Here is a 264-nt window from a genome sequence, read left to right as displayed (position 1 = left end):
CACCGTATACAGGGTTGTTTCTTGTGTTTTGGCAAGCTTGCGTAATTGCTCCGACAGGTCGCTATCTAAACTAAAACTGTGATCTCGACCTTTAAAATCTTGTACCGGCGGTCTGACCTTGTCGGTATACAAACGCAGCGGTTCAATCCCTGCGAGCTGCTGTAGCCAATACGCTTGTAATTGCTCAAGGGTCTCTCCTTGTAAGTAGCTGCGTTGCCACGCTGCGTAGTCGCTATACACAATGTCTTGCTGTGGCAATGACAC

At 48.5% G+C, this 264-nt stretch carries 1 protein-coding gene; it reads right to left on the bottom strand.

The window, feature by feature from the left end; genetic code table 11:
• On the bottom strand, nucleotides 1-264 hold a 264-nt coding region (locus BIW53_RS20625; protein WP_139158747.1), incomplete at both ends, for a condensation domain-containing protein.

It is taken from the genome of Pseudoalteromonas byunsanensis (genome assembly GCF_001854475.1).
Lineage (GTDB): Bacteria > Pseudomonadota > Gammaproteobacteria > Enterobacterales > Alteromonadaceae > Pseudoalteromonas > Pseudoalteromonas byunsanensis.
Note: the sequence above shows the minus strand (reverse complement) of the source record. Positions and strands in the feature narration are given on the sequence as shown.